Source organism: Limibacillus sp. MBR-115 (assembly GCF_040549425.1).
Lineage (GTDB): Bacteria > Pseudomonadota > Alphaproteobacteria > Kiloniellales > CECT-8803 > Limibacillus > Limibacillus halophilus.
On record NZ_JBEPTJ010000005.1, the window covers coordinates 49,286 to 67,916 of the forward strand.

Sequence of the window (18,631 nt, forward strand, 5' to 3'; positions counted from 1 at the left end):
TGCAACATCAGGCGTTCCTGCGCCTTTCGAGAATAACATAACCACGCGCGTTGATCTCAGCTTCAAAGGCTGCGGAGATCACCGTTGTCGTTTGGGCCTCGACAACAACGGCGGGGCCTTGGATTCGATGACCGGGTGAGAGGTCGTCGCGCCAGTAGACGGCCGCTTCCACACGTTTGCCCAGTCCTGGATCGAAGAGACTACGGGTTCCCTTGGCAAGTAAGCTTCCACTTGATGTCTCGGTCGGTTCAATGACTGTCACGGGTTCGGGTTTGGTTGAGAGCGTCAGTGTCCAACTCAAAACCTCTATATCCATGCCGGGAATTGAACGGCCATAGAGCGCTTCGTAGGCCGTGGTGAATGCCTGCTGAAGCTCGCGTCCATGTGCTTCAGTCAGACGCCCGGTTGGGATGGCCACGCTGATCTCGTGGCCCTGGCCATGATAGCGCATGAAGGCCTCAGCTGTTTCCACCAAAGCTGCGCCGGGAGCGCCTTGATCGAGGATCGCCTGCGCCTCGGCGCGCATCTCTTCCATGACCGCGTTGGCAACCTTGGCATCGAAGGACGAGAGCCGCATATAGCGGCTGCGCACCACCTCATAGGCGACCGGTGCCTTCAAGAATCCGATGGCCGAGCCGACGCCGGCACCTGTAGGAATCACAATGCGGTCTATTTCCAGCTTTTCGCCAAGCCGCGCTGCGTGAAGCGGGGCGGCGCCGCCAAAGGCGATCATTGTGCGGCTGGCGACATCCTTTCCCCATTCAATAGCGTGGACACGCGCCGCATTCGCCATGTTTTCGTCCACCATCTCGACGATGCCGAACGCCGCCAAATCCTGATCCATATTCAGTTTATCGCCGATGGCTTGGGCAACGGCGGCGGCAGCCTTCTCAGGATCAAGATTGACAGAGCCACCGGAGAAGACGCTCGGATCGATGCGCCCGAGGACAGTATCGGCATCTGTAACGGTTGGTTCGGTGCCGCCCAGACCGTAGCAGGCGGGACCGGGCTCCGAACCCGCACTCTCTGGTCCAACGGCGATGCGCCCCAGCGAATCGATGGCAGCGATTGAGCCGCCACCTGCGCCAATCTCCACCATCTCAATGACCGGAATTCGGACGGGCAATCCAGAGCCCTTCATGAAACGATAGGCGCGATCGACCTCGAAGGTCCGGCTTTTCAATGGCAAGCCATCGTCAATCAGGCAAACCTTCGCGGTCGTACCCCCCATGTCGTAGCTCAGCACACTTTCCAAACCCAACTCCAGGGCAACGCGGCTGGCCAAGATGGCGCCGCCCGCCGGGCCGGATTCCACGAGGCGGATGGGGAGTCTCCGTGCGGTTTCCAGGTCCGTCAGGCCACCGCCGGAGGTGATCAGGAAGAAGGGGCAGGAAAAGCCGCGTTGCTGTAGGGCCAGCTCCAATTCCTTCAGGTAGCGAGCCATCAAGGGTTGGACGTAGGCATTCGCACAGGTTGTCGATTGGCGCTCGTATTCACGGATTTCCGGGCAGACTTCGCTGGCCAATGATAGCGAAATGCCTGGCAACTCGCGGCGGAGGATCTCCGCAATTCGCAGTTCGTGCACCGGATTGGCATAGCCGTGGATAAGACCGATGGCGACGCTCTCGATCTTCTCCTTGCGCAGGACCGGGATCAGCGCATGAACCGTATCCTCCGCCAGTTCGATCAGAACATCGCCGCTGGCCGATACTCGCTCGGTAACCGGTAACCGCAAGTGCCGGGGCACCAGGGGTTTTGGGCGGTCAACATTGATGTCGTATTGCTCAAAACGGTTTTCGTAGGCCATTTCCAGGGAATCCCGGAGGCCTTCCGTGCAAATCAACGCTGTTTTTGCGCCCTTGCGTTCGATCAGTGCGTTGGTGGCGAGAGTAGTTCCATGAATCAGGATCGCGATATCTGCGGGAGAAAGCTTGGCGTCGGCCAACACCTTGGCAATGCCCGTCAATACGCCTTGTTCCGGCGCGCGAGGGGTCGTCAACGTCTTAGTGGTGGTTAGTTGATCGCCGTGCTCAAGCGCTACGTCCGTAAACGTACCGCCGATGTCCACTGCAAGACGAGCGCCACTGCCATTCGACTGCGCCATTACGCTTCTTCTCCCAGGTCTCAATTGAGGCACTTACAAGATTGCAAGTAAGAGACCCTAGACGAAGGCAAAGTGCTTTGCAAAGCTCGGAAACGAGGGTCACCAGCGCAAAGTGGGAATGGCGAAGTTTGGCGTGTGGCCATGGGCCTTGCAGATGGCTACCATCCGCTCTTCCTGCGGCATACGACCGTCCGTCATACCCAAGGTTTCCGCATGAATTCCGTCGAGGACCCAAAGGCTGCCCATGCCACTGGCGTTGGCGCCTGCAATATCGGTTCGCAAGGAATCGCCGATGCACAGTACGTCCCTTGGGTTATCCAGGCCCAACAAATGCATCGCCGACTCATAGATTGGCGGATGTGGCTTACCATGGTAGCGCACCTCGCCGCCCAGTTCCTCGTAACGGCCGGCCACGGCTCCGGCGCATATTTCCCGCCGACCGCCGCGAATGACTTCCAGGTCCGGATTTGCGCAAATCATAGGCAGGCTCTGTGACAGACAAGCGTCGATGATCGGTTGATAGCTCCCGACCGTGTCTTCGGCACCATGACCACCGGTATTCAAGATAAAATCCGCCTCTACGGGGTCATGGGTAAAGTCTAGGTCAAGGCCATCGCGCATGCCGTGGTCGCGTTCCGGCCCCAAGTGGTAGCAAATACGGCCCAAGCGCGCATACCAGGGGTCCCTACGAGATCGGAGATTCTGCCAAGCGTCCTCGCCCGAAGACAGCAGCGCATGATAGCAGCTTTGGTCGATACCAAGCTCCCTGCACCGCTCGGCGACTTCACTGGACCGCCGTGGCGCGTTTGACAGGATCAGGATGCGACCACCTTGCGTCTTTAGGTTCCTGACAGCCTCAACGGCGGCTGGAAAAGCTGTCACACCGTCATGTAGGACGCCCCACAGATCGACGATGTATCCCTGATGTCGACCGGCAAGTTCACGCAGGCCCTGAATATTGGAAATGGCTTCACTCATGATGTCTGCCTTTTGGCACAGCTTGGTCGCTCAGGGAAGTGACGAGCGCAGTGGGTGTAAATTTTTCTTTCGACGGGGCCCGTTGTTGGCTGCTATTCCATCCTCCTGTTCGGGAAGAGGGGCGGGCGTTGGACCGCGAGGAAAGACTATGAGATTGACTGGAATCGTTATTGCCGCGGCGTTACTACTCGTTGGCTGTGCCTCATCACAGGAAATGGGAGAGAATCCGTTAACCGGCACGACTTGGATCGCAGAGAGTATCGGCGGCCAGGCAACGTTGCCCGACCAAACGGCATCCCTGACTTTCGAAAGCGCGGTCAGTGTTAGCGGCGATACCGGATGCAACAGCTTTCTAGGGTCGGCACAAGTCGATGGTTTCGGGCTTCGTTTCGGGCGTCTTGTGTCAACAAGGATGGCCTGTAGTGGCGCTGCAGGCGAACAGGAGGCGCTGTATTTGGCACTGCTCCAGAAAGTAGGGGCCTATCGTGAAGAGGGCGGCGATCTTCTATTGCTCGCAGAAGACGGTCGCACTCTGGTTCGTCTTAGGCGTCTGTAGGCGTAGAAGCCGGTGCAGGCCGTGCGCTACGGCCACCGCGACGCTCGACGGTGACGGACTTCACGACCGCAAAGATGTCCAGTCCAGGCCTCAAATTTAGACGCTCCTTGGATTTGCGCGTGACGCGCGCCAGTAAGGTCGTATTGCCGCAGCCCAGCGAAACATCGACATAGGGGCCCGGGTCTTGGCGAATCTCGACGACTTTTGCGGCGATTTGATTGTTGGCGCTGACTTCCGAAAGAGGCGCAAGCGCCAGGATGATATCCCGAGCTCGGATGCGCACGCGCACTGAATCGCCCGGCCGCCCCTGTAGCCCCGGTACCGTAAGGCTGCCGTGGTCAAATCGTAGTTCCGTCAAATTAAATTCGCTGTCCTGACGTTCGATCAGACAGTCAATGACCGCACCAGCTTCGAAGCGCCCAGTGAGCGGAAAGAGATCTAGCCTCGACATGATGCCCGATACCGACCCGCTGGCCGCCACCTTACCGTGGTTCAGAAGAACCATGTTGTCGGCGAGCCGGGTAACCTCTTCTATCGAATGACTTACCACTAGAATGGGCACGCGTGCTTCATCCCGTAGATTTTCAAGATAGGGAAGAATTTCTTCCTTGCGCGAATGATCCAACGCCGCCAGGGGCTCGTCGAGCAGCAGCAATTTCGGCCCTGACAGTAACGCTCGTCCCAGTGCAACGCGTTGACGTTCGCCACCGGATAGACCAGCCGGTCGGCGCGTCAAAAGTGACCCGATACCCAACAATTCAACAACTTTGTCGATTTCACGCTCGGGAACCGGCTTTCCCCTGCGGCGCCAGCCGTAAAGCAGGTTGTCTCGGACCTTCAGGTGCGGAAAGAGTCTGCCATCTTGAAAAACATAGCCGATCCGCCGCCCCCTGGTCGGCACATAGAGTTTTGTCTTGCTGTCGTAGAGCGTTTCACCAGCAAGGCAAATTTTCCCCTTATCCGGTCGAATCAAACCGGCAATCACGTTGATCAAGGTCGTCTTGCCTGCGCCGGACGGGCCGAAGATCGCCGTAATGCCGCGCGCTTCGGCGGCAAAATCGATGGATAGCGGGAAGCCGCGTCGGTCCAATTCGAAAGAGACTTCCAGAATCATCGGCCGCTCAGCCTCCGAACGCGCTTGGCGGCCACCTCGGAGAGGAGCAACCCACCGAAAGCTAGGGCGATCGACACCAGAGCGAGACGTGCAGCCAGGACCTCGCCGCCGGGTGTTTGGATGGCCGTGTAGATTGCCAGCGGCAGTGTTCGGGTCTCACCCGGAATGTTCGACACGAACGTGATGATGGCGCCAAACTCCCCCAGACTTGCAGCAAAAGCGGTGATCGCGCCTGAGATGACACCCGGCAGCGCCAATGGCAAGGTGATGGTTGCGAAGCGGTCGAGCGGCCCCGCGCCCAGTGTCTCGGCGGCGACTTCGAGTCCGCTGTCGATTGCCTCCAGGGCCAACCGTATGGCGCGAACTTGAAAGGGGAAGGTGATGATGCCTGCCGCCAGAACCGCGCCGGTCCAGCTAAAGGAAAAACGGATACCTAAGGTCTCCAGTAGCCAGGCGCCAAGCGGTGCGCGGGTTCCAAAGGTGATCAGCAACAGGTATCCCATGACCACCGGCGGCAGAACCAGTGGCAGATGCACTAATCCGTTGACGATGGCCTTCCCCGGGAACTCCTTTCGCGCCAGAAGGAGTGCTGTCACAAGTGCGAAGGGCAGGGCCATGATGACGGCCAAGCCAGCCACCCGCAAACTCAGCAGCAAGGCTTCCGTTTCAGCCGCTGTAAGCCAGTAATCGCTCATGGCCGATCAACCGGAAAGCCGGCGCGGTCATAAATTTCCAGAGCTGCCGCACTACCGAGAAAATCGAGCGCTGCGCGAGCGGTTTTGCTGTCGCGGCCGGCGACAATGGCAAAAGGATAGCGAATTGGGTCGTGAAGGTGCTCCGGGAAGACTGCCAGCACTTTGACTCGATTGCTTGCTGCTGCGTCCGTCGCATAGACAATCCCCATGGCCGCTTCGCCGCGTTCGACCAATACAAGGGCGGCACGCGTGTTATCTGCACGCGCCAGATGGTTCTCCAATGAGGTCCATGCTCCAATCCGCGAGAGGGCCTGCTTTGCGTAGAGTCCGGCAGGCACGTGATCCGGGTCGCCAACCGCCATCCAGTTGCTGCGACCAAGAAGCGATAGAAAATCTGTACTCTTGTCGATGGTGAAAGGTTCCAGGGCGCTTTCGGTGGCGGCAATGACGGCCAGCCGATTATGGATGAACACACGCTGACTATCAGCCGCTATCAGGTTGCGTTCCTGAAGGTACGTCATCCAAACCTCGTTGGCTGCCGCAAAAATATCGGCGGGAGCGCCTTGCTCGATTTGTCGGGCAAGCGTGGAGGAACCGGCAAATGAGAATGTCAGTACGTGTCCCGTCTGTACCTTATAGGCCTCAGCTATTTCCTGTAACACGTCCGTCAAGCTTGCGGCCGCATAAACCGTGATGCGATCCTGTGCTTCCAGCTTGCTGGCAAGCATTGTCGCAAGCAACAGCGAGATGGCGAAGAAGGTTGATCTGAACATGCTCGCAAGACGCCTTAGAGTTCACCGCTATATTTGTATGGATATAGCGGTGGGTCAATGTGCAAGGGAGGGCCGGGCGCAGTGGAACTGCTGACGACAAAAGAAGTTGCTAAGCTTCTGCGGACAAAGGAACGAAAGATTTACGAACTGGTCAGCCAGAACGCAATTCCCGTAAGCCGGGCGACCGGAAAGCTTTTGTTCTCACGAAGTCTGATAGAGGCATGGGTTCGCGACCATCTGGAATGCGCCGAAGGTATTGAACGCCTTGAAGTCCATCCCGCCGTTCTTGTCGGTAGCCACGACCCACTGCTGGATTGGGCAGTCAAGGAGTCCAACTCCGAATTGGCGTCGTTATGCGATGGCAGTCTGGATGGCCTCGAACGCCTTATCGCCGGCAAGGCGGTAGCAGCAGGCGTTCATATTTTCGACCCGGAAACACGAAGCTGGAACCAGGAAGCCCTGCGTCTGGCCGCGCCTGGCTTGCCGCTTGTTGCGGTTGCTTGGGCGAAGCGTCGGCAAGGGTTGCTTCTGCCGCCAGGAAACCCCCGGGGTGTCCAAACGTTGAGTGATCTGCGGGGGCTTCGTTTCGTCGCACGTCAGGCCAAGGCGGGGAGTTGGGTTTTGTTCCGGCACCTATTGAAAGAGGCGGGTATGACGAGCCTTGATCTAGATGTGCTGGATCGCCCAGCCCGCAGCGAGACAGATGTCGCGCTGGCGGTTGCCGAAGGCCAAGCTGATGCCGGACTGGCCATAGAATCTCAAGCCAAGCTCTATCGGCTGGAGTTTCTGCCTTTGGCCTGGGAGCATTTCGATTTGGTCATTTGGCGCAGAGATTATTTCGAGCCGCCGATCCAACGCTTGCTTGATCTCGCACGGAGAGAATCCTTCTCGGCGAGAGCTGAAACACTGGGCGGGTATGATCTGACGGGTATGGGCGAGGTGCGTTACAACGGCGGCTAATTCCCCCCGTGAAACGCACCTCTTGTCCAGTCTATTGCTTGGCGTTCGGGAAGAACAACTGCTGCCCGTCGATCTTGTACTCGGCAATCGCCGCCTGACCCTCGCTGCCCAGCAACCAATCGATGAAAGCCTGACCGAGGTCCGCTTTGACATCGGGATGCTTGGCCGGGTTGACCAGAATGACGCCATACTGATTGAAGAGCGCTTCGTCACCTTCGACCTGGATCTTGAAATCAGCTTTGTTGGCAAAGGAGATCCAGGTCGCTCGGTCAGTCATAGCATAGGCACCCATGCCGACCGCCGCATTGAGTGTTGCGCCCATGCCCGATCCGGTTTCCCGATACCACGAGCCGCTCTCAAGAGTGGGATCAACACCGGCCGCCATCCAGAGTGCAACTTCCTTTTTGTGGGTGCCTGAATCGTCACCGCGGGAGGCAAACGGTGCTTTCGCGGCAGCGATCTTTTTCAACGCCACAATGGCATTGTTCATTCCGGCGACCCCGGCGGGGTCGTCTGCCGGGCCGACGATTACGAAGTCGTTGTACATCAGATCCGCGCGTGAAACGCCATCGCCTTTGGTGACAAAGGCTTCCTCTGCGGCTTTGGCGTGAACCAGCAGAACATCGCCGTCGCCATTTGCCGCGTTCTTGATCGCTTGACCCGTGCCGACCGCAACGACGCGAACCTCAATCCCGGTTTTCTGGGTGAAAAGTGGAAGGACATGATCAAACAGGCCTGAATTTTGAGTGGAGGTAGTGGATTGAACGAGAATGAACGGCTCATCGGCGACAGCTGGAGCGTGGTTACTGAAATGAAGGACCACTGTAGCCAGCGCCACGGCGCTTAAAATGATCAATGAAAATCGTCGTCTCATAACGTCCTCTTCGTTTTGTTGTCTATTTGAATGGCGATAGGGTCCTTGGTTGCTAGTCCGGTCGCCTAAAGGACAATGCTGCCGGACAGGAATGCCTGCGCAGCGGGGGTTTTAGGATTCTCGAAGAAGCTTTCGGCCGGTCCGCGTTCGAGCAAGCGTCCGTGATGGAGGAACGCAACCTCGTCCGCCAAGCGCCGTGCTTGACCGATGTCGTGCGTAACTAAAAGAATTCGGGTCCCCTGATCGCGCGCCAGCGACACGATTTGCTCGATGGCAAGGGTCGAGGCCGGGTCAAGATTTGATGTCGGCTCATCCAGCAACAGGACTTCAGGAGCCGCAGCTAGGGCGCGGGCCAGCGCCAGGCGTTGTTGCTCGCCACCTGAAAGCACCCTGGCTGGCGATCCCGCCAAGTGTTGCAGCCCGGCGCGCTCCAAGGCTTCCGCGGTGCGCCGCTTGCGCTCCGCCCGCGGCAGAGAAAGCGCCGCTAAGACATAATCGATGTTCGCGGCCGCAGAGCGGCGCAGCAATATCGGCTTTTGGAACACAAACCCCAAGCGCGGCCGTCGCGACCTGTCCGGTGCTCTACCATTCCAGGTAACTTGCCCGCTGTCGGGTGCGACCAAGCTGGCCATCACGCGCAGGAGCATCGATTTGCCGGCGCCATTGGGACCGAGCAGAGCTGTTAGCCCACGACCTTCGAGGTTGAAAGAGAGGTCACTTAGGATAGCTCTACCGCCCCGGATCACATGCAGAGCGCTACAGGTGAGCGGCATGACGCGCGCTACATCTTTTCCGCCGGTTCCTGGTGGATCAAAGGGCATGGCAGGATCACGCGAATGCGGCGCGCTGAGCCGTCGCGCGCAAGGCCATTACCAGGGCATTGACGCAAAGCGCCAATAGCAGGAGCACCATGCCCAACCCCAAGGCAAGGGCGAGATTACCTTTTGAGGTTTCAAGGGCGATTGCCGTGGTCATGACGCGCGTGACATGGTTGATGTTGCCGCCGACGATAATAACGGCGCCGACTTCAGCGATAGCGCGCCCAAACCCCGCCAACAACGCGGTCAAGAGGGAGTATCGCCCATCCCAGATCAGCGTAGCTGCCATTTGAAGCTTGCCGATGCCGAAGACTCGAAGCTGCTCATCATATTCACCGCGCAAGTCATCGACCGTCTGACGCGTGATCGCAGCCACGATCGGTGTTACCAGGAGCATCTGAGCGATGATCATGGCGGTGGGGGTATAGAGGAGTTGCAAGGCACCCAATGGTCCTGCATTGGATAGGGCGAGGTAGACGAGCAATCCGACGACGACGGGGGGCAATCCCATCATTGCATTGAGCAATAGGACGGTGATGCCATGGCCCGGAAAACGCAGAACGGCAATCACGGCACCCAGGGGGAAGCCAATCAGGGCTGCCAGGGCAACGGCGCTGAGACTAACGCGCAATGACAGGGCCACGATTTCCAGGAGCGCGGGATCAAGCACTGAAAGTAAGCGAAAAGCCTCGCCAAAAGCCGCTGAGAAGTCTTGCATCAATTGCCTCCTTCAGGAACGCTAGCGACATACTGTGAAAATTCTAGCGTTCATCATGAAAATGTAAAAAAAACAAAAAAACAGGCAAAAACACATAAACAAAATGCTGTTAAGTCTGAGAGAGGTGATGAGGGCTTTGTGCTGGACCCAGGGTAATCCGATGGACCAAGATGCGTAGCCATTGGCCCGCGCCTGTCTTGAGGAGAATGACAATGTACAAGGATGACCTGTTGGCCGGGAAAAAGGTGCTGGTCACGGGAGGCGGTACCGGGTTAGGGCGAAGCATGGCGGAGCATTTCCGTCGTTTAGGCGCTGCCGTTGTTATATGTGGCCGTCGCCAGGATGTGCTGGCGCAGACTTGCGAGGAAGTAAACGCGCGGGATGATGCGCCGGAGATGACCTGGAAAGGCTGTGACATCCGTGACGCGCAGGCGGTCCATGATATGGTTGAAGCTATCTGGAGCGATGGTCCCCTTGATGTCTTGGTTAACAACGCTGCCGGGAATTTTATCTCTCGCAGCCATGAACTCAGTTCGCGCGCTGTGGATGCGGTTCTCGGCATTGTTCTCCACGGAACATCCTACGTAACCCTGGCTTGCGGGAAGCGCTGGCTGGCGGGTGAGCATGCGGGAAATGTGCTCTCGATCGTAACCAGTTACGCCTGGACCGGATCGGCTTATGTGTTGCCCTCGGCCATGGCTAAAGCCGGGGTCCTGGCGATGACGCGGAGTTTGGCTGTGGAATGGGGCCCCCACGGGGTCCGGTTGAACGCCATAGCGCCGGGCCCGTTCCCGACCAAGGGCGCTTGGGAGCGCTTGGTACCGCGCCCGGAGTTGGCGGAACGCTTCGAGCAGAAGAACCCATTGCGCCGCGCCGGACGGCATGAGGAGTTAACCAATCTGGCCTGCTATCTGATCTCCGACCAATCAGGCTATGTAAATGGTGAAGTCGTCACCATCGATGGCGGCGAGTGGTTGCAGGGTGCAGGACAGTTCAACTTTCTTTCCGAGATGACGGATGGCGACTGGGAAGCCATCAAGCCGAAGAAGAAATAGCGCAGATGACGGTCAAGCAGGATGAAAGGCACCGCAATCTTGAGGGTTTCCTGACGCTTGCAGGCTGGGGTCGTGCAAAGCGTGATCCCCTGCCGGGGGATGCGTCCTTCAGGCGTTACGTGCGCTTGGATCGCGGGCGAGGCGAGCGATGTCTTTTGATGGACGCGCCACCGCCGCAGGAGGATGTCCGCCCCTTCGTCAAGGTTGCGCGCCATCTGCTCGACTGTGGAGCCAGCGCTCCGCGCATCCTGGCGGTGGATAACGATAGTGGGTTCTTGCTGCTGGAAGATTTTGGTGAGGACACCTTTACCCGAATTCTTGCCCGCGATCCGGAACAGGAGACCGCACTCTATGAGTTGGCCGTCGATTGCCTGTCTTCATTGCACGGTAATTCTCGCTCGGGTGAGTTGGACCTGCCCCAATACGATACGCCCGTTCTTCTGAGAGAGGCGGCGCTGTTCTGCGACTGGTATTTTCCCGCCGTAACCGGCCGCGCACCGACAGCGGCCCAACGTGAATCCTATCTTCAAAGCTGGCGGGATATCTTCACTGCCCTGCCGCCGACCGAGCAGGGATTGGTTTTGCGAGACTTCCACGTCGACAATCTGATGCTATTGCCCGAACGGTCGGGGGTCGCCGCATGCGGGCTCTTGGATTTTCAGGATGCTTTGCAGGGACCGCTCGCCTATGACCTGGTATCGCTCTTGGAGGATGCCCGCAGGGACATTGATACTCAGATGGCAGCGATTTTAAAACGGCGATATCTCAACCAGACATCTGTCGAACCGGACAGCGCGGCATTTGACGCCTGGTATGCGGCGCTGGGCGCCCAGCGCCATGCCAAGGTCGCCGGTATCTTCGTGCGTTTACTGTGGCGCGATGGCAAGGATGTGTACCTGAAGCATGTTCCCAGGGTGATCCGTCTGCTTGCCAGCAAGTTGGAAAGCGAACCGGCGCTGGCTCCAATGGCGGAGTGGATCACGTGTCATTTTCCGGATTATAAACAGCCCTTGCCGCCGCCAAGAGTCTGGGCGACTCGCGCGCTGCCCATCGGCCCTTAGCGAGCGCTGGACGACGAAAAGCTGCGGGCTATGCCGAGGATCAGGAATAAACCGGCCGACGTCGCCAGAACGGTTGGTAATCCGCCCGGCCCAACCACGTCCATCATGGTGCCGGACAAGGGCGGACCGCTTAAGCTACCCATCGCATAAAGCATGACGAAGAGGCCATTGGCGGCGGGCAACGCCCCACCTTTGAAACGCTGTCCGAGCATGGCAAGGGATAGGGTGTAAAGGCCGACAAAGACGCCACCCCAAATAAAGACAACCGGCCAAAGGAGCCAAGGTGTGGACAGCATCCAGGGAAGGGCGAGAGATCCTAGCAATCCAACTGCGCCGCAGGCCATCAACAGCATACGCCGGTTGACTTTGTCGGCAATGAAACCCAGTGGAATTTGAAGCGCGACCGTACCGGCGATGGCCACGGATAGAAGAAGTATCGAGGTGTCTTGGTCCAGGCCGTTTCGGATGCCGTAAATCGGTAAGAACGACAGGATTGCTGAATCCATCAGGCCGGAACAGAACACGGCTGCGAACAGAGTGGGGGCGGCCAACAATATCTGCCATCCACTGCTTTCGTGGCTGACTTCAATCGTCGGAATGCAGTCCCTGGCCCAAATAAGCGGGATGGCGGCGAAGGTTATACTTCCAGCAAGAAACAGGAACGGGGTCCAACCGTCGGTGCCTATGAAAGTAAGCAACAGTGGTCCGCCGGCGAATCCCAACCCCAGCATTGTTGCGTAGATACCCGTCATCAAGCTGCGGCGCTCCTCCTTCACCACGGCATTGAGCCAAGTTTCGCTGACCACCCAGTGAACTGCCATTCCAAGGCCGGTCAGAAACCGTAAGGGGAACCAGGCGGCAAGATAGGGTAGAGCAGGCATTGCCAGATAACTGACGATGATCAAAGCAAACCCGGCCATCAGGATGGGGAACGTGCGCAGATGTCGCATGGAGCGCGGCAGAACCCAGGCAACGAACAATGTCGCCAGAATGGGAGTCGCCGAATTCAACCCGATAACGGTGCCCGAAACACCCTGCTTTTCCAGAATTAAAGCTATCAGTGGGATACCGGTGCCAAAGGTCAAGCCAGCGGCAAGGATGCTGGCCATCAAGGCGATAAGGCCGCGCCGCTGCTGTGACGTTGTCAGGTTGACCGGATCCGGCGTTGCCGTGACAGGCGTGTGCGGTATGGGGTCATGTGGAAAGGGGCTGCTCATGGAGATGGAACTACCAATGTGATAAATCTTGATTAAACGTCCATTCAGCAAACTTAGTCGGTTTTCTGGAGCGCTGTCACTAGGCGGATTGAAAAGTAGCTTCGAACCGTTCCAATGCAGATGACGGGATATCCGCGCTGTTGTATCAAGACCGGCTATAAGGACTTTGACGGCTTTTCTTATTTCGGGGTTTGTCGGTTTCGAAAGCAGGGCATGGAAGGATCTTAAGCGGAATGCCAAAGCAAGAATATCGGGCGGACTTTGCCACAGTGGCGCTTTGGGCCATCAACCTGGCCCGACCACTGAACGGAATGAATGCCTGGATCGCAGGGCTCGACGCAAAGATGGCCGAGGCCGCCGGCTCCGGTGCGGATATTCTCGTTTTACCCGAGTACGTGAGTGAGCAGTGGTTGAGCTATGCACCGGACGATCTTGCGCCAACCGAGGAGATTGCCTGGATGGCCGATGAGGGTGAGCTCGCGTTGGATCACCTGAAAGCCTTGGCTGCGAAGCACGATATTGCGGTATTAGCGGGAAGCTTCCCGGCGCGTGCCGCGGGTACGCGGAAGGATGGGCCGCCGTTCGTAAATCGCGCTTTTTTGTTCCTTCCAGACGGAAGGGTGACCTTTCAAGACAAACTCTGCTTGACGCCTAGCGAAAAGAATCCGGATGCATGGAATTTGAACGTTGGTGCGGAGGTTACCTTTACTCAGTGGCGCGGCTTACGCATCGCCACGCTCATTTGTTTGGATGTGGAGCTCCCCGCTTTATCCAGCGCGATCGCAAAGCGCGAGCCGGATTTGGATTTGCTTTTGGTACCCTCTATGACCGAAAAGGAATCCGGTTACAGCCGGGTTTTCGGTTGTGCCAAGGCTCGTGCCGTCGAGTTACAAACAGCGGTCTGTGCGGTTGGTTCGATTGGCTCGGTCGCACCGGACGGATCCCGCCCCAATTTTTCCGGGGCAGCCGTTTTCCTGCCCTGCGAGGAGCCGCTTGGCTTCGATGGACGCTTTGCGGAGATTGCGGGGCGCGCTGACGCCGAGGACGATGGTCCTCTTCTCATCGCCAAGGATGTGCCGGTCGGTCTAATCCGGGAACTGCGCAAGGGTGGTGATGCCGAGGTATGGCCCGGCTCCTGGTCTGCGGAGCATGTTTCATTTGGAGAGAATTGATTTGTCATGAACGATACCAAGCCCGTGAACCCAGCCATCATCGCAGTCGCCATCACCGGATCCGTGCCGCGCAAAAAGGATACGCCGGCCATACCGGTAACACCTGCCGAGCAGATCGAGAGCACGCACGAGGCCTATGAGGCCGGCGCGGCGCTGGTACATATCCATGTCCGCGACGATGACGAGAACCCTTCTTCGGATGCGAGACGCTTTGCGCAGGTCGCGGAAGGAATCCGGCGGCACTGTCCTGACATCATCATCCAGTTTTCGACGGGCGGACGAGGGCGTAGCCATGCCGAGCGCGGGGCCGCGTTGGTCTGGGGTCCCGACATGGCGTCGCTAGCGACCGGGTCGGTCAATTTTCCAAACATGATTTATGAAAATCCGCCGGCGCTGATCGACACCTTGGCGGCCGAGATGCTGGAACGCAAAATCAAGCCGGAGATAGAGATTTTTGATCTTTCAATGCTCTATAAAGCCGCTCAGATGGTTGATGCGGGGACTTTGGCCACGCCGCCCCATGTTCAATTCGTAATGGGAATTCAGAATGCTTTGCCGGTACGGCGGCAAACGCTGGAGTTCCTGTTGGCCGAACTGAGGGCGCTGATCCCCGATGCGACCTGGACGGCTGCAGCCATCGGGCGGCACCAGTTGCTGGTCAACGAGTGGGCGTTGGAGCTCGGTGGACATCTTCGCACAGGGTTGGAAGACAATATCCGTTGGGATAAAGACCGGTTAGCCAAGTCGAATGCAGAGTTGGTCGGGCGTGTCGCAGACCTTTGCCGTGCGGCGGGACGTGGGCCTGCCTCGGCGGTTGAAGCACGCGCCATCCTCGGTTTGCCACAGGTCGGTTAGGTCTAAAGCCAACGATCCTCCAGTCCGTAACCCAGATAGGCGGCGCGTAGGTAGAGTTTGCGCAAAGCTGGGAGGGGAAATCGCCGTAGTGGGCCACGAACGACGGCAGGCAGCTTGTCCTGGGTAATCGCGCCTGCGGCCAAATCCGCGAGCGCCTTCCCGGTCCAACTGCTCATGGCAACGCCGTTTCCATGGAAACCGAAGCCGGTCCAGGCGTTGTCCAGGCCGGGAACTGCGCCGACGTAAGGCACAAGGTCATAGGTTAAGCAGACGAAGCCGAACCAGAACCTCTCTGTCGGGACACCGGCCCATGCTGGGAACATACGCTCGAAGTCGCGGCGCAGGCGGCGATTCATCGCCTTGGAGCCTGCTGGAGATGCGTCGATCCCGCCACGCCCGCCAAAAAGAAATCGCCCATCCGGCAACAAGCGAAAGTAATGCAGCAGGCGTCGGCTGTCATAAGCCATGAGATCACTGGTCCACCCCTGAGCCTTTTGCTCTTCGGGCGTAAGAGGGCGGGTCACCAGGATGTTCGACATAACCGGCATTGACCGCCCTGCCATACCGCTTGGCATGTTCTCGCTTCCGTAGCCGTTGGTTGCGAGAATTACCTGTTTGGCGAGGATTCGGCCTTTTGGCAGGGTCAACACGTGCTGGCTCGCCTGCTGGCTCCAGCCGATTACGGGACTATTCTGGTGAATGGCGGCGCCCGCAGCCAACGCGGCCGTAGCAAGGGCTCGTGCGTAGGTGAGGGGATGCAGTGCAAAGCCGCAGCCAATGAAAATCCCGCCATGGAACTCGGGGCCTGCAACGCCAATCTCCGCCATCTCGTCACGGGAAAAGACCTGCATCTTCATTCCGAAGGTGTGAGTCATATACCGGGCTTCTTCACGTAATTCGCTCATGCGCCCAGGTTTGTGGGCCAAAGCCAGTTCACCCGCACTATGGCGATCTGCTTGAACATTCCGTGAGTCCAGGAATCCACGGACGTTCTCTACCGACTCGACCTGCGCCGCATAGAAACGGCGCATCTCCGTTTCGCCGTAACGCTTTTCCAGTTGTGGATAGGAAAGCCGCGTTGATCCGAGGCAGCAAAATCCGCCGTTGCGGCCCGACGCACCCCAAGCGGGCTCACCAGCATCAAGCAACATTACCTTCGCTTCGTAGGTTTCTGCCAGGCGATAGGCCGCCCACAGGCCAGTGAATCCGCCGCCGATAACCGCGAAATCGACGCTGTGATCGCCCTCGAGTGAAGGGAGATCGACCGACAACGGTGTTGCGGTCGCTCGCCAGTGGCTATCCGGCGGTCGGGAAGGATCAAATGCGCTGGGGTGATAGATGCGACGAAGGTTCACGTGGAGCTACCTGACGGCAAGGGTCCGAAAAGTAAAACCAACCTTACCGTTTCTCGTCGTCACCTGTCATCGTTTACGCGTGGGCTTCCAGTAAATCCCTTCGGCGTTGCGAAGTGCATCGATCCGTGCGATTGCCTCGACGACCTCCCTGTCACCCTTGGAGACGATCAAGGCGAGGAGGCTTTCCAGCAATGCCAGCGCCGAGGTCATGGAGGGAAAAAACTGAGGGCTCGCCGTCGGCGCCAGCAGCAGATGGTCGGCAAACTGTGCTACAGGGGCCGCCCGGCTATCGGTGACGATCACGCATCTGGCGCCCTGGCGCTTGGCAAAGGCAACCGCTTTTAGCGTTTCCTCCGCATAGGGTTGAACGGAGAGGGTGAGCAGCACATCGCCGTCACCGATGCGCAGCAACTCATCCATCACACTTCCGGTACTTTGGACGAGTGTGAGGTTCTCAAGCGCCAATCGCCCGACGAAGTGAAAATAGCCTGAAAGACCGTTCAAAGCCCCAAGGCCCATGATGTAACTTCGGCGAGCCGATATGATGCTGGCTGCGGCGTCACCGATGGCCTGCGGGTCGATTTGGCGAAATGCGCTTTCTATGTTGGCAAGTTGAGCCTTAGCCATCTCTGCAAGGACCGGCCCACCGTCGCCCTGGCTGCCAACCTGTTGCAGCCATTCGGCGCGGGTTGCGAAGGTATCAGGACCGGACCTGACAGCTTCCTGGAAGCCATGACGGAACTGTTCATAGTTATCAAAGCCGAGCTCGCGGGCTAACCTGAGCATGCTTCCGGGTGTGATACCAAACTTCTGGGCAAAGCCGCGCATCGAAGTGATCGCAACCTCTTCTGGCTGATCCAGAACGGCGCGTGCGGCCCGCTGCAACTGAGGGCTGAGGGCCGATTGTCGCGCGGCCAGAAGGTCGAGTATCTCGACTAATTGCATCATATAAATCTCTTGCTATGATAAAGCGTATGATCTAGAAGCTATCACGAATAAAACATTTGTTCCATTGTTTCTCTGACATGCTCTCAACTGAGTAGGGTTGGAGGGGGAGCGACAGGCGTCATGCAGCGTTATTCGGTTTTCAGCCTTGTGAGCAATGCACTCCGCGGCAATCAGCATTGGGAGCGCGCCTGGCGTGATCCCGACCCCAAGGAAGAATACGATGTGGTGATCGTCGGCGGCGGCGGGCATGGGCTGGCTACTGCTTACTATCTTGCCAAAGAGCACGGCATCAACAAGGTGGCTGTTCTTGAAAAGGGTTATCTTGGAGGGGGCAACGCGGGCCGGAACACCACGATTGTCCGTTCGAACTACATGATCGACGGCAACACCCAATTCTATGAACACTCTTTAAAGCTGTGGCACGGGCTCAGCCAGGACCTGAACTACAATGTCATGTTCAGTCCGCGCGGCTACGTGGCGCTGGCAACCTCCCAGGCGCAGATGGATGCCTCCGCCTTCCGCGCCAACTCGATGAGAATGAATGGGATTGATGCGGAGCTGTTGACGCGTGAGCAGGTACAAAAACTGCTTCCGTACTTGGATTGCTCGCCCAACGCCCGCTTTCCGGTGTACGGAGGCTTATGGCAGGGGCGTGCAGGCACTGCTCGGCACGACGCTGTCAACTGGGGCTTTGCGAGAGCCGCCGATTCCAGAGGCGTCGACATCATCCAGCAGTGTGAGGTTCTGGGATATCTGTGGGACGGCGGCCGAATCGTTGGCGTGGAAACGACGCGGGGCAACATTCGGGCAAAGAAAGTCGCACTCGCTGTTGCTGGCAGTACCACCCTGCTAGGCCAAAAGGCTGGGCTGGAACTGCCGATTGAAAGCCATCTTCTGCAGGCTTTCGTGACCGAGCCGATCAAACCGATGATTGACTACGTGATCGCTTATGGCACCGCGCATTTCTATATCAGCCAGTCTGATAAGGGCGGTTTGGTGTTGGGTGGCGATCTGGATGGATATAATTCCTACGCTCAGCGCGGCAATCTGCCGATAGTCGATGAAGTTCTGACCGTCGCCAAAGCACTTATTCCTGCCTTGTCACGGCTGCGGGTGCTGCGGCACTGGGCAGGTGTCATGGATATGTCCATGGATGGCAGCCCGATCATCTGCAAAGCGCCAGTTGACGGCCTGTACCTGAATTGCGGCTGGTGCTATGGCGGGTTCAAGGCGACGCCCGCTTCGGGCTTTGCCTTCGCCCATACAATCGCCAAGGACGAGCCATACGAAACCAATGCCCGTTTCACGCTTGATCGTTTCCGACGCGGGTATCAGATCGATGAAAAAGGCGCGGGCCCCACGCCCGGCGCGCACTAAG

At 58.1% G+C, this 18,631-nt stretch carries 18 protein-coding genes; 7 read left to right on the plus strand and 11 right to left on the minus strand.

All coding sequences use genetic code 11. From position 1 onward, the window contains the following. Positions 1-7: 7 nt before the first annotated feature. Both ABIE63_RS11510 and ABIE63_RS11515 read right to left on the minus strand, forming a co-directional pair. Positions 8-2,104 (minus strand): hydantoinase/oxoprolinase family protein, encoded by a 2,097-nt coding sequence (locus tag ABIE63_RS11510; protein WP_354504621.1) that lies wholly within the window; start codon positions 2,102-2,104, stop codon positions 8-10. Positions 2,105-2,203: 99 nt separating this feature from the next. Further along, complete coding sequence (locus ABIE63_RS11515; RefSeq protein WP_354504622.1) at positions 2,204-3,082, minus strand: TIGR01459 family HAD-type hydrolase; 879 nt, start codon at positions 3,080-3,082, stop codon at positions 2,204-2,206. A gap of 148 nt (positions 3,083-3,230) precedes the next feature. On the opposite strand from ABIE63_RS11515, the gene ABIE63_RS11520 reads away from it, so the two are divergent. Further along, the gene (locus tag ABIE63_RS11520; protein WP_354504623.1) at positions 3,231-3,638 is read left to right on the plus strand and encodes an META domain-containing protein; all 408 of its coding nucleotides are present in this window, start codon (positions 3,231-3,233) and stop codon (positions 3,636-3,638) included. Here the strand turns inward: ABIE63_RS11520 and modC are convergent. From modC to modA, 3 genes are read right to left on the minus strand one after another with little or no spacing between them, the layout of a single operon-like run. Next, the gene (gene modC / locus ABIE63_RS11525) at positions 3,625-4,752 is read right to left on the minus strand and encodes a molybdenum ABC transporter ATP-binding protein (protein ID WP_354504625.1); all 1,128 of its coding nucleotides are present in this window, start codon (positions 4,750-4,752) and stop codon (positions 3,625-3,627) included. The two genes, ABIE63_RS11520 and modC, sit on opposite strands and share 14 nt — an antisense overlap. Beyond that, the gene (gene modB / locus ABIE63_RS11530) at positions 4,749-5,447 is read right to left on the minus strand and encodes a molybdate ABC transporter permease subunit (protein WP_354504626.1); all 699 of its coding nucleotides are present in this window, start codon (positions 5,445-5,447) and stop codon (positions 4,749-4,751) included. The genes modC and modB overlap by 4 nt, the downstream gene beginning before the upstream one ends. Continuing rightward, the gene (gene modA / locus ABIE63_RS11535; protein ID WP_354504627.1) at positions 5,444-6,220 is read right to left on the minus strand and encodes a molybdate ABC transporter substrate-binding protein; all 777 of its coding nucleotides are present in this window, start codon (positions 6,218-6,220) and stop codon (positions 5,444-5,446) included. The genes modB and modA overlap by 4 nt, the downstream gene beginning before the upstream one ends. A gap of 81 nt (positions 6,221-6,301) precedes the next feature. On the opposite strand from modA, the gene ABIE63_RS11540 reads away from it, so the two are divergent. Next, positions 6,302-7,180: a helix-turn-helix transcriptional regulator gene (locus ABIE63_RS11540; RefSeq protein WP_354504628.1), complete on the plus strand. Its 879-nt coding sequence runs from the start codon at positions 6,302-6,304 to the stop codon at positions 7,178-7,180. Between the two features lie 31 nt (positions 7,181-7,211). Here ABIE63_RS11540 and ABIE63_RS11545 read toward each other — a convergent pair whose 3' ends face one another. From ABIE63_RS11545 to ABIE63_RS11555, 3 genes are all read right to left on the minus strand, one after another. Then, complete coding sequence (locus tag ABIE63_RS11545) at positions 7,212-8,054, minus strand: substrate-binding domain-containing protein (protein WP_354504630.1); 843 nt, start codon at positions 8,052-8,054, stop codon at positions 7,212-7,214. 65 nt (positions 8,055-8,119) lie between these two features. Then, a complete protein-coding gene (locus ABIE63_RS11550) occupies positions 8,120-8,875 on the minus strand; it encodes an ATP-binding cassette domain-containing protein (protein ID WP_354504631.1) in 756 nt (251 codons plus the stop codon). A gap of 7 nt (positions 8,876-8,882) precedes the next feature. Beyond that, entirely contained in the window at positions 8,883-9,590 is a 708-nt protein-coding gene (locus ABIE63_RS11555; RefSeq protein ID WP_354504632.1) for an ABC transporter permease, read from the minus strand. Between the two features lie 212 nt (positions 9,591-9,802). Here ABIE63_RS11555 and ABIE63_RS11560 point away from each other — a divergent pair, with 212 nt between their 5' ends. Together ABIE63_RS11560 and ABIE63_RS11565 are read left to right on the plus strand one after the other, a co-directional pair. Beyond that, positions 9,803-10,645, plus strand: coding sequence for an SDR family oxidoreductase (locus ABIE63_RS11560; RefSeq protein WP_354504633.1), 843 nt, complete (start codon positions 9,803-9,805; stop codon positions 10,643-10,645). 5 nt (positions 10,646-10,650) lie between these two features. Beyond that, a complete protein-coding gene (locus ABIE63_RS11565; protein WP_354504634.1) occupies positions 10,651-11,706 on the plus strand; it encodes a phosphotransferase in 1,056 nt (351 codons plus the stop codon). On the opposite strand, the gene ABIE63_RS11570 is transcribed toward ABIE63_RS11565, so the two are convergent. After that, entirely contained in the window at positions 11,703-12,923 is a 1,221-nt protein-coding gene (locus ABIE63_RS11570) for an MFS transporter (RefSeq protein WP_354504635.1), read from the minus strand. The genes ABIE63_RS11565 and ABIE63_RS11570 overlap by 4 nt on opposite strands. Positions 12,924-13,156: 233 nt before the next feature. Here ABIE63_RS11570 and ABIE63_RS11575 point away from each other — a divergent pair, with 233 nt between their 5' ends. Together ABIE63_RS11575 and ABIE63_RS11580 are read left to right on the plus strand one after the other, a co-directional pair. Then, positions 13,157-14,095, plus strand: coding sequence for a nitrilase-related carbon-nitrogen hydrolase (locus tag ABIE63_RS11575; RefSeq protein WP_354504636.1), 939 nt, complete (start codon positions 13,157-13,159; stop codon positions 14,093-14,095). 6 nt (positions 14,096-14,101) lie between these two features. Then, positions 14,102-14,950 carry a 3-keto-5-aminohexanoate cleavage protein gene (locus tag ABIE63_RS11580; protein WP_354504637.1) on the plus strand — a complete coding sequence of 283 codons (849 nt, stop codon included), beginning with the start codon at positions 14,102-14,104 and terminating at the stop codon, positions 14,948-14,950. Between the two features lie 2 nt (positions 14,951-14,952). Here the strand turns inward: ABIE63_RS11580 and ABIE63_RS11585 are convergent, their stop codons facing one another. Both ABIE63_RS11585 and ABIE63_RS11590 read right to left on the minus strand, forming a co-directional pair. Continuing rightward, positions 14,953-16,305 (minus strand): FAD-binding oxidoreductase, encoded by a 1,353-nt coding sequence (locus tag ABIE63_RS11585; protein ID WP_354504639.1) that lies wholly within the window; start codon positions 16,303-16,305, stop codon positions 14,953-14,955. A 66-nt stretch (positions 16,306-16,371) separates the two neighbouring features. Beyond that, a complete protein-coding gene (locus tag ABIE63_RS11590; RefSeq protein WP_354504640.1) occupies positions 16,372-17,253 on the minus strand; it encodes a MurR/RpiR family transcriptional regulator in 882 nt (293 codons plus the stop codon). 120 nt (positions 17,254-17,373) lie between these two features. Here ABIE63_RS11590 and ABIE63_RS11595 point away from each other — a divergent pair, with 120 nt between their 5' ends. Next, a complete protein-coding gene (locus ABIE63_RS11595; RefSeq protein ID WP_183416248.1) occupies positions 17,374-18,630 on the plus strand; it encodes a sarcosine oxidase subunit beta family protein in 1,257 nt (418 codons plus the stop codon). The last annotated feature ends 1 nt before the right edge of the window (position 18,631 follow it).